The sequence below is a fragment of the Treponema sp. genome (assembly GCF_045657965.1).
GTDB lineage: Bacteria > Spirochaetota > Spirochaetia > Treponematales > Treponemataceae > Treponema_D.
Genome location: NZ_JAZOUG010000002.1, coordinates 1 through 8,999 on the forward strand (window position 1 = coordinate 1; position 8,999 = coordinate 8,999).

Sequence of the window (8,999 nt, forward strand, 5' to 3'; positions counted from 1 at the left end):
TATTTTTGCCATGCCAAGCTGGACTGCAAAGCGGTTTGTAAAAAAAGTTTCATCGCTTGCAGGGTTCGGGCGGTAAATATTCTGGAATTCTGCATTGAATCCAAAGTAAGGGGCATTTTCTGACCAGAGCCGGTAAGTTCCGACTGTTGAAATAACACGGTTAAAAACTGATTTATCTTCAAATTTTGAGCTGAAAAGTTCCTTTGTTTTTGTACCGTCTGCCACTCGTGCCATACTCTGTCCGTATATATCAAAGCCGAATAAAGTGCTTTTTAATTCAAGACCCACAATAGGAAGCTTTTTTTCATAGGTTGCAGGAGCATCTTCTGGTTCTTTTAATCTGAAACGACGGCCAAAAAAATTAACGGAAGTTCCCCAGAAAACAAATTCTGCACTTGCAGCCAGAGACATGTTTACAGTTTTTGAAGAACTTACTGTATCAGATTCATCATACATTGCAAGGGCTGTAAAAGTATGATTTCCGACAGGAATTCTTATGATACCTGAGACATAATCTCTTGAATCATACAGAATATTAGTATACTGGGCATCATCAATGTTATCAGTTTCAGTATCATCTGTAGAAGCTGTGGTTGTGGTGGAAATGCTTTCTGATTCATCATAATAATCAGAAAAAAGCCGGATGTTTCCCCAGACACTCTTTTTTTTACCGGCAGTTATATAGACACTATCCCAGAAAAGATAGTCAAAATAAAGTTCATAAACATAAAGAAGATTATGATACTTTTGCTCTGATTCAGAGTCGCTGCTGTCGGCAGGCATTGAAGATTTTATTGTGCCTTTTAAAGCCAGATATTTATCGGGACGGATTATAAAATTTGCATAATTTTTAAAATCAAAATAGAAGGTGGCATCATTTACCCCGTCTTCACGGACATAAGCACCGCCTAATTCTGCATTTAAATTACCGGAAACTTCAACTGGAAACTGTACTGAACCCAGCTGAACATTGTAATTTGCACCTGCTACAACTTCTTCTGTGACAACAGGCTCATCAACATCCTGGGAAGTTTCAAAAATAGAATCAAAGTCGTCAAACTCACCTTCTGAATCTGACGACTGTGAAAAAGCAATTGAAGTTAAAAGAATAAAAAATATGTAAGAAAAGATTTTTTTTGAAGAAAACACAGTTACTTGCCACTCATCAATTCAAGATATGGCTTAGTGTACACGGCATCATCCTGTTTTTCAAGTGTTGCATTTGAAATAGAAATGGCAGTGCTTTCGTAATTCATTTTACCGTTGATTTTTTTGCCTCTTAAATTGTCCTGAATAATCATTTTGACAGGAATCTGATATGATCGGCCGTTTCCTTCAACTTTCTGATAGGAAGGAATTGCAGAAGTACGGAGAAGCTGACCTGAAAGAGAGTAATCTTCCTTTTTGCGGGTTAAGCCGTCATTTTTGGTAACCCAGAGTTTAATCTGAGGATAATCAACAGATTTGGTTTTTGCCTTTAATGTAAAAAGAACACAGTCAAAGGAACCGAGTTTTACTTCTTCGGCAGATTCAATATTATAGTCATTTACATAATGCTGGGGTGCAAAATCAGATGTATTTGCGTTTGTTCCCTGGAATTTGTCTTTGCTGCTTGAAAAAGTAAATCTGTGATCAGCAGGGTCATAAAACCAGATATTACTGTCAGTCTGAAGATAGCCTTTGCCTTTGTCTTTTAAAGGAGCTGTGATTAAAATAGTCCATTTTGATTCGTTGTCACGGCGGTAAATTTTAGCATTTGTCGTGCTTGTGCCTTCACCGGGCTTTTTCTGAATGACTTCATAACTTGCCGTAAAATCTGTTCCGTAAAAGGCTGTGGAATCTTCTGCTTTTTGAAGAAGCGCAGAAGCTACATTAGGAGCGATTGCAAAAGATGAAAAAGAAATAGAAAAAAAAGTAAAAAGCAGAACTGCTGATTTTTTAAGGTTTGAAGTAAGTTTCATAAAATACCTCCAGCTGATGCTATTCTGTGACCGCAAGGGCCTGAACAGGCATTATTTTGATTGATTTCAGTGTTGAATAAAGCACTGCAAGTAAGGTTACCGTGATGACTGATACAATCACTGTAACACTCTTAATAACATCAAACCTGGGCTTAAGGTTACCGCTTTCAAGAAACATATCAAAAGACGGAATAAATGAAAAATCAAAAAGTGAAATAAAATAGCAGAAAAGAGTATTTAAAATCAATCCGCAAAGGCAGCCGATTACTAAAAGCAGAAATGATTCAAAAAGCAGAGTTGCGATTATTGAGTGCTTTTTCATACCGACAGCCATGTAAATGCCGATTTCGTTAATGCGTTTCATAATCAGAACCCGGTAAGTACTTCCGATTCCTGCAATGATTATGAGAGTGAGGATAAGAACAATAAACGTGATTACAGCATCCATTGCAAGCTGCATTATTTCTACATCAGTTAAATTTGCTGAAAGCGGGATAAAGCCCCAGGTTTCTGTTTCAAATTCATTTTTTACTGCATCAGTGTAATCATCTTTATCAGAAATTTTGGGAAACATATTAAGGGAAGCAGATAAAGAATCATAAAAATCATCAAGATTTTTCTGATTAATATTCCGTTCTGGAAAATTAACGCAGATACGGTTTGCAAAATTCTGTGGCCTTCCGTAGGCCTGTTTTAGGAAATCAAAATCCATGTAAGAGGTGTACATGCCGAATACACTGGAATCCTGAAAAATCCCCTGCACTACAACACCTACAGTATTTAAATAATCATCTGTGGTTTGAAGCTGGAAAGTAATTTCATCTCCAATGTGAACATTCAGCATATTTGCGATTGGAAGCGAAATGAAAACCCAGTTGGACTGTTCTATTCCGGAAAGATTTTCAACCCCGCCTTCTGTGAATTTCAGGGAAGAAATCAATTTTTTTTCGTTTTGAATCTGAATACCTTTGATTGTCTGCTGTAAAGCCTGTGTGCCTTCAAAATAAAATGAAGAATGACGTGCATCAAAATCAAGACGCGGAGACAATTCAGCATCTTCAGGAAGAAGCGTTTTTACAAGTTCGATTGCTTTGTCATAATCATAAATGGCAAGACCTGAATCTTTTGCACACATGAGGGTAAAATCGCCGCCGTAATAGATTTTTGCCTTATGATTGAGTGAGTTTATCATTCCTGTGCTTACTGCAATTGCGGCAAGTGAAATTGCAACACCGACCATGCAGACTAAGAAAAGTGAAATATACTGAGTTTTTCTGTATAAAAGTGAGCGGAGTGCAAGTTTTGTCTGATACATTTATTTGACCCCCTGCATTGCTTCAACCGGATTTACACGGATTGCATTGATAAGCGGATAAATCCATGCGATAAGTCCTATGAATATTGCAAGTGAAAAAGCTGAGAGCAGATTAGAAAAATTTACTGTAGTGTGCAGGACTGCTCCTCCGAAAAGCTGAATGAGGAATGAATTTGAAAAAGTTATGTGAAGGGCTGAAATGATATTTGAAGCGATTATTCCCAAGATACAGCCTGAAATTCCTGCAATAAAAGCCATGATGAGGGTTTCTGCGGCACATTCTTTTGTGATGTAGCGTTTGTTTGCTCCGATTGCCCTCATTGTGCCGATTTCACGGATTCTGTCTAAAACATTTATGACAAGAGTATTGTTTACGACGATAAAGCCTGCACCAAGAATGATTATGATTCCGATATTTAAAATAAGGCGGAGAATATAAAGATAAAAGGCAGTGTTTCCTGCAGAACTTCTCCAGTTTACCGCTTCGACAGGCCAGTCATTCTGTCTGAATGTGCGGTTTAAGGATTTTATGATTTGTTTTGTTTTTTTAGGATCAGAAACAGTACAGATTAAAAAATTCCATGAAGAAGAATCTGAATAACTGTTTTGAAGTGAAATATAATCTTCCTGAGAAGCAGTTACTTCTTCTGTCTGAACGCCTTCAGTCAAATCTTCTGCTTCAGAAAAAAGCGAGTCAAGGTCTGAGTTATCAAGAATAGCTTTCATGTCTTCGGAAAGTTCTTCCTGGCTTGAAGAAGAAAAATCTGACATATCCATGATTGCACGCACTGTTTCAGGATTTGTAAGGACAATTTTATCAAGGATGGCATTTTCAACTGAATATTCATAAACTGCCGTGAGCGGAACTGAGCGGATTCTTGAAGAAAAGCCTTCGCTGATTGCAAACTGGAGTGTATCACCGACATTTGCCTGCATTTTTGCGGCATAGTTTTTTGAAAGCATTATGCCTTTTTCACCGTCTTTCCAGGGATTTCCTTCAAGAATTTTAATTGACTTCATGAGGGAAAGATATTTTCCGGCTGGGATTCCAAACATAAAACACTTTGAATTTTCACTGTCACTTGAAAGCTGGGAAAGACCTGAAACCTGGGGAACTAAATCTGATATTGAAGGATTTTCGCTTAAAAAACTGTGAATTTCACTGTATGGGACAAGATTTGGAAGTTCAGTGAGTTTTCCTGTGACAGGAGTTTCATCACCAAAAAGGGAAAGAGGAGATTTGTATTTTGGGCGGATAACGATGTCCCCAGTAAAGCTTGAGACAAAAGTCTCCTGAACACCATGCTCCGTGCTGTCAAAAACAGAATTTGTAACAACAAGAAGCATGACTGCAAAGGCAATGAAAAGAATAATAACGAAAGAACTTTTCCTGGAAATGATGTTCTTAAATGCAAGATAGAGAAGCATAGAATTAAAGTATATATAAAAATATTGTTGTTTTCAATGATTTTAGGCAACCATCAATTCATTACTTTGCTGTATAATGGTTTTTAATCTTTTTTTTATGGTTTGTTTCTGTAAGATTATCTATAAAATCCATATTAATTCAAAAGTTTTTTCAACTGCTCCAATCTAAGTTCCTTTCTGAACTTTTCGTTATAAAACTTCTTCCCATTATCTCCAAAAGTGCAAAGTTCCTTATTATCCATCGCAGACATCTTTTTTATTGCTTCCGCAAGGCCTTTATAATCACCAGCCGCAACCGCCATTCCATATTCTGCTTCTTTTACAAGTTCCACTCCGTCACTATTAATCATAGCAAGAATCGGCTTTCCCTGAGACATATAAAACTGAACTTTGACTGGCACCGTCAAATTAAAGCATAACTCATCTTTAAGAGAGAACAGTAGTACCGTAGCTGCGTTCATAAAAACAGGCATAGTCTCAATCGGGAATCTTTCGGGGAAATATACAGTTTCGTCAAGCTAATATTCTTTCACAAGATTCTGTAAATGTTCTCTTCTTCTTCCATCACCAACAAAAACAAACTTGATTTTCTTTTCATCTTTCAATATTTTTGCAGCTTCTATCGCTGCATCAAGATTCTGTGCTTCTCCGATATTTCCTGCAAAAAGAATTATAAAATTGCCTTCTTCATTAAATGGTTTTATAGTTTTTATATCAAAATCTGATGGAACATTACCTTTTACTTCTTCTGCCCAGTTAGGGAAGTAAACTAGTTTATCCTTAAAATCACCTTTTTCGCAAATGGATTTTTCGAAGCCCTTTGAACTGATTAAAATCTTATCACACTGCTCATAAACCTTTCGTACCATTTTAATCTGAGGTCCTATATAATGAGCCTCAGATTTAGACACGGAACAGAACATTCCCGCGAGCTTTTTGAATATGCCTGCCGTAAAGAAAATGCACATCCGGATTTTGTTCATTCTGACAACGGAAATCCGATGAAAGGTGTTACACTTGTTGCCCTTTATTATCAGCTTGGAATTGTTCCAAGTTTTTCACGGCCAAGAGTAAGTGATGATAATCCGTTCATTGAATCATTTTTCAAAACATTAAAATATAAATGCGGATATCCAAAATATTTTACAAACCTGGAACATGCAAGAAAATGGTTTGCCGATTTTTTTCACTGGTATAATTTCGAGCACAAACATTCAGGTCTTCAGTTCATAACACCAATGCAAAAAAGATGTGGCGAACACTTCGCGCTTTTTGCAAATCGCAATGAAGTGATCAGAAAAGCTCGTGAGAAAAATCCATTGCGCTGGTCATCGGATAAAATCCGGCAATACAAAATCTCAGAGTTTGAAGTATTAAATGCAGCAAAAAAATCTGCATAATGTTATAATTTTATGCGACAACTATCTTGAAACTTTCCGCGTCTTCCTTCTTTCAGTAGTTTCTTGCAACATCAAGCAAGGTAAAAGTTCCCATTACGTTTGTTTTCATAAAAGCTTCTGGACCGAGTATTGAACGGTCAACATGGCTTTCTGCCGCAAAGTGAATTACAGTATCAATATCATACTGCTTAAAAATGCGTTCAATCTGTTCGCGGTTGCAAATATCTACTTTTTTAAAGAAATAGCGCTTACCGCCAAACTGAGCCTCAACGTCCTTCAAAGACTCAAGGTTTCCAGCGTATGTAAGACAGTCCACGTTTACAACAGTGCCGTCAAAGTTTGCATCGTTAAAAAGATTGCCTTCTGCAGAAGACATGCCAAAAAGATAATGAATAAAATTTGAACCGATAAATCCGGCTCCGCCTGTAATAAGAATATTATGAAGTTTTCTTGCCATTGTTATTTTTGTTTTCTCCATTCTTCATCAGTAATGGCAAATCGTACAATATCTTCATACTCACCATCAGCATTTACAGCTTCTTTGTTCAAAATAGTTTCTTTCGTAAAACCAGCCTTTTCCAGCAAACCTGCTTCATCAAGAAATTTATAGAAAACATAAGAATAAACCTTATGCATATTTAATTCTTCAAATGCTTTTTTCAAAAGCATTTTTACAGCAATTGCCTGGCTTTCAGTATTCCATTCTTCATCATCACTTGTAAAAATACAAAGTTCACAGAGATTGTTTGTATGATCAATATCTTTCAGGTAAACCGTAGCAATAGGATAAAAGGCAACGCCTAAATCTTCTATATCGCGCTCAACTATAAATTGCTGATAGTTTCCAGTCTCAACATTTTTGTGAAAGAATTCTTCGTTAGATTCAAGTGTAATAGGATTTTGATTAAGACAATGTGCTCTAACACTTGGAGTATTTCTCCATTTTACAATGTTAGCACCATCTTCTAGTTTTATAGGTCTCAAAACAATTCGCATTATTGTTTTTCTCCTTAATCAATTATTTCTAAGTAAATAATCTTTAGTTTTGTTTTCAATTATATTCTCAGAATACTAGTTTCTTTTATTTCATATAGTTTTCTTTTAGTATTGCCATTAATATAACATCATATGTTTCTTCATTTCTAATATAATCTTGATGCAGGGTACCTTCTATCTGAAATCCAACTTTTTTGTAAAGTTTAATTGCTGTTTGATTATTTGATAATACTTCTAAATAACATCTATTTAAATTTAATTCATTAAATGCAATTTGCAAAATTTCTTTAATTGCAAGTTTAGCACAACCTTTCCCCCGGGCTTTTTCTTCACCGATAAAAATTCCAAACTCACCTTTTCGATTATCAAAGTCAATATTTTTAATAAATGTAGTTCCAATATCAAGAGTTTCCATTCCAATTTTAGCTTCAATAATAAATTGATAACACTTTCCTTTTGAAACTACATTATTAAAATAATTAACATGTTGTTCGACGGTTAAATCATTTTGTGAAAATAAATTATTTTTTACAAATTGAGAGTTTCGCCATTTTACGATATTATCTGTATCACTTAAGGCTAAAGGTCGTAATTTTACTTCTAATTGTATATTATTTTTTTCCATGTTTTTAACCGTCTTAAGTTAATTAAACATACTGATTTACTTTTTCGATGATTGTCCTAACATCATCATCAGTAAGCCACATATGTAATGGCATTGTGATTAAGTGCTGGCTAACTTCTCGTGCCTTAGGAGCCTGTCCATCACCAAATGCAAATACACTATATTCTGTGTTATCACGGTAGTGTACACCGCAATTAATTCCATCATCAGAAAGCTTATTCAAAAGTTCTTCACGATTTGGAACAATCAGTTCATAAAGGTGATAGCTGCATTCATCTGCATGTGGGGCAGGAACAATCTTAATTTTAGGATTATTCTTAAATCCTTCATTATACATATTTACAATCTGGCGGCGGCGTGCATTTTCTTCATCAAGATACTTAAGCTGGGTCAAAGCAATAGCAGCCATAATAGCATTACCATTGTATTTATAACCAATGTAATCTACATCATACTTCCATGCATAAGTTCCTTTGTTAGAACGTGCATATGTATCTTTGTTAATTCCACACCATGCAAGCATCCTTGTCATTTCAGCAGATTTTTCATCTGCCCAGCAAATCATACCACTGTCACCGGTAGCAAGGTTTTTTACAGCCTGGAAAGAGTAAACAGTAACATCAATTCCATCCCAAGTACCAGGGCAAACACCATTAACTTTTGTTCCAGACATATGGGCTGCATCCAGAATCAACTTAAGATTGTGTTTCTTGCAGATTTCAATTACTTTATCAAGCTGACCAACTCTTCCACCGTAACCAACGAAAATTATAGCACGTGTTTTAGGAGTTATCTTCTTTTCAATATCAACAGGGTCCATACAAAGATAATCATCAACATCTGCAAAAACCGGCTTCATATTTTCATATGCTATAGCAAGGTTTGTAGAAACAAATGTAATAGGTGAAGAAATAATTTCATCTCCATCTGCCCAGCCGTTATTCATTTTAAGGATTTTTACTGCAAGATGAAGTCCTACAGTATTAGAGTTCAGGTAATAAGCATATTTATGCCCAGTGTATTTTTTCCATTCCTCTTCCATTTCAACGGTCTTAAAGCCCATTCCTGTCCAGCCCTTTTCCAGACATTCTCTTACGCCTTCAAGACATTCTTCTACGTGAAATTTTGGTTTAAGAACTTGTATTGCCATTGTGGTCTCCTTGTTATATCAATTACAATTATTGTATTTTAAGTTTATATGTAAAAAATTATATTACAACCGACTTTTCGTTTACGAACTTCTGGCAATTAATGTTCAAATTCTGAAATTATAG

At 35.7% G+C, this 8,999-nt stretch carries 9 protein-coding genes and 2 pseudogenes; 1 reads left to right on the top strand and 10 read right to left on the bottom strand.

Annotated elements, in window-relative coordinates; genetic code table 11:
- The 6 genes and pseudogenes from ACKI5B_RS00025 to ACKI5B_RS00050 form a co-directional block, all read right to left on the bottom strand.
- The coding region (locus ACKI5B_RS00025) for a hypothetical protein (RefSeq protein WP_407424905.1) at positions 1-1,149 on the bottom strand (1,149 nt) is incomplete at its 3' end.
- Between the two features lie 2 nt (positions 1,150-1,151).
- Positions 1,152-1,961: an outer membrane lipoprotein-sorting protein gene (locus ACKI5B_RS00030; protein WP_407424906.1), complete on the bottom strand. Its 810-nt coding sequence runs from the start codon at positions 1,959-1,961 to the stop codon at positions 1,152-1,154.
- 19 nt (positions 1,962-1,980) lie between these two features.
- Positions 1,981-3,276 (bottom strand): ABC transporter permease, encoded by a 1,296-nt coding sequence (locus tag ACKI5B_RS00035; protein ID WP_407424907.1) that lies wholly within the window; start codon positions 3,274-3,276, stop codon positions 1,981-1,983.
- Entirely contained in the window at positions 3,277-4,704 is a 1,428-nt protein-coding gene (locus ACKI5B_RS00040) for an ABC transporter permease (RefSeq protein WP_407424908.1), read from the bottom strand. It abuts the gene before it with no gap.
- Between the two features lie 134 nt (positions 4,705-4,838).
- Positions 4,839-5,204: pseudogene (locus tag ACKI5B_RS00045) on the bottom strand (glycosyltransferase); the annotation flags it as partial.
- A gap of 18 nt (positions 5,205-5,222) precedes the next feature.
- A complete protein-coding gene (locus ACKI5B_RS00050; RefSeq protein ID WP_407424909.1) occupies positions 5,223-5,615 on the bottom strand; it encodes a glycosyltransferase in 393 nt (130 codons plus the stop codon).
- Between ACKI5B_RS00050 and ACKI5B_RS00055 the strand changes: the two genes are divergently transcribed.
- Positions 5,595-6,104, top strand: a complete 510-nt coding sequence (locus ACKI5B_RS00055) for an integrase core domain-containing protein (RefSeq protein WP_407424910.1) — start codon at positions 5,595-5,597, stop codon at positions 6,102-6,104. The two genes, ACKI5B_RS00050 and ACKI5B_RS00055, sit on opposite strands and share 21 nt — an antisense overlap.
- 55 nt (positions 6,105-6,159) lie before the next feature.
- Here ACKI5B_RS00055 and ACKI5B_RS00060 read toward each other — a convergent pair.
- From ACKI5B_RS00060 to ACKI5B_RS00075, 4 genes and pseudogenes are all read right to left on the bottom strand, one after another.
- A pseudogene (locus ACKI5B_RS00060) lies at positions 6,160-6,561 on the bottom strand (GDP-mannose 4,6-dehydratase); the annotation flags it as partial.
- Between the two features lie 2 nt (positions 6,562-6,563).
- Entirely contained in the window at positions 6,564-7,100 is a 537-nt protein-coding gene (locus tag ACKI5B_RS00065; protein WP_407424911.1) for a GNAT family N-acetyltransferase, read from the bottom strand.
- A gap of 85 nt (positions 7,101-7,185) precedes the next feature.
- Positions 7,186-7,725 carry a UDP-4-amino-4,6-dideoxy-N-acetyl-beta-L-altrosamine N-acetyltransferase gene (pseH, locus tag ACKI5B_RS00070; protein WP_407424912.1) on the bottom strand — a complete coding sequence of 180 codons (540 nt, stop codon included), beginning with the start codon at positions 7,723-7,725 and terminating at the stop codon, positions 7,186-7,188.
- Positions 7,726-7,747: 22 nt separating this feature from the next.
- Positions 7,748-8,875 (bottom strand): DegT/DnrJ/EryC1/StrS family aminotransferase, encoded by a 1,128-nt coding sequence (locus tag ACKI5B_RS00075; protein WP_407424913.1) that lies wholly within the window; start codon positions 8,873-8,875, stop codon positions 7,748-7,750.
- Positions 8,876-8,999 lie beyond the last annotated feature (124 nt).

Bases quoted from the DNA above. Each gene is read 5' to 3' on its own strand.
- ACKI5B_RS00035 (WP_407424907.1), bottom strand. From the start codon at position 3,276: ATGTATCAGACAAAACTTGCACTCCGCTCACTTTTATACAGAAAAACT.
- ACKI5B_RS00075 (WP_407424913.1), bottom strand. From the start codon at position 8,875: ATGGCAATACAAGTTCTTAAACCAAAATTTCACGTAGAAGAATGTCTT.
- ACKI5B_RS00030 (WP_407424906.1), bottom strand. From the start codon at position 1,961: ATGAAACTTACTTCAAACCTTAAAAAATCAGCAGTTCTGCTTTTTACT.
- ACKI5B_RS00055 (WP_407424910.1), top strand. From the start codon at position 5,595: ATGAGCCTCAGATTTAGACACGGAACAGAACATTCCCGCGAGCTTTTT.
- pseH (WP_407424912.1), bottom strand. From the start codon at position 7,725: ATGGAAAAAAATAATATACAATTAGAAGTAAAATTACGACCTTTAGCC.
- ACKI5B_RS00065 (WP_407424911.1), bottom strand. From the start codon at position 7,100: ATGCGAATTGTTTTGAGACCTATAAAACTAGAAGATGGTGCTAACATT.
- ACKI5B_RS00040 (WP_407424908.1), bottom strand. From the start codon at position 4,704: ATGCTTCTCTATCTTGCATTTAAGAACATCATTTCCAGGAAAAGTTCT.